Annotated in this window: 1 protein-coding gene; it reads left to right on the top strand. The window is 46.7% G+C overall.

Annotated features, from left to right (window positions below):
- Window positions 1–1134: hypothetical protein (locus BWI44_RS00515; RefSeq protein ID WP_286810313.1), on the top strand; the 1134-nt coding region annotated here is incomplete at both ends.

The raw sequence follows: 1134 nt of genomic DNA on the forward strand, positions 1-1134 counted from the left end.
GGAAACCATGGACCAATACATCAAAGCCGAAAGGAGTAACTGGGTGAGTGCAACCGACCTGAGACCTAACAGCTTCGATCCTGCACCGGATATCTTCTTTTTCAATTTCTGCGGAAGAACCGGAAAGTTCTACCTGGATGAAAACGGAAAAGGGCGTATGATCAATCAGGATGACTGTATCATAGAGTTCCAGCCGGACGGCACTTTCAAGATTACGGACGAAAAAGGGGTAGTATATCTTTTTAAGGATAAGGAATACGCTTATTACGGTGCGATAAAGGATAACTGCACTTCCGGATGGTATCTTTCGTCTATTACAAGTCCTGCCGGGGGCAGCATCACTTTCACTTATGTAAGTGGCGGTACGCTGGGAACGAGCGTCATCCACCGCATTGATGATTCTTGCTATATGACCCTCAATAAAGATCTCAATACGCATGAGATTCCCCCCAGCTACCTGCGGCCTGCCATTGTCGATAACTCCAATGAAGGGATAACCGGACTTGTGGTCAGCCGCATTACTGCTTCTTCGGGAGCACACATCGACTTTACGTGCAGCAGCGAGAACCGTAAGGATGCCCACAGCATACGGGGGAGCATGCTTGATAGTATCACTTCTTATAATTCGGCAAACGACATTTATAAAAAATACAAACTGTTCTATGGCTACTTTGAACCGGATGAAAGGCATAAAATAGCCGCTTCATATTACCAATACCTGAACTATCGCCTGCGTCTGGAGAAAGTACAGGAACTTCCGTCTACAGGCACATCGGCACTTCCTCCCTATCGTTTTTCATATTATGGAGACGGTGGTTCCAAGACGGATAATATATATACATTGCCTTATCGGTTGTCGCCTTGCCAGGATCACTGGGGATACTATAATTATACGGATAACAAGACCATTTTTGCGAATAACGCGGCGAATGAACCTTTCTACATTGACCCGTGGTACAGGGAGTTGGCTTACGGCAGCATGGAGACGGCATGGATGAACAGTTATAAGGTAACCGGTGGCGGTAGCCGGGATATGGATACTGAGGCGGTCAAGGCCTGTACTTTGAAGAGAATCACGTATCCCACGGGCGGCTATACGGACTTTGATTTCGAAACGCACGATGTCAACTATAC

It is taken from the genome of Bacteroides sp. Phil13, assembly GCF_001940965.1.
GTDB lineage: Bacteria > Bacteroidota > Bacteroidia > Bacteroidales > Bacteroidaceae > Bacteroides > Bacteroides intestinalis.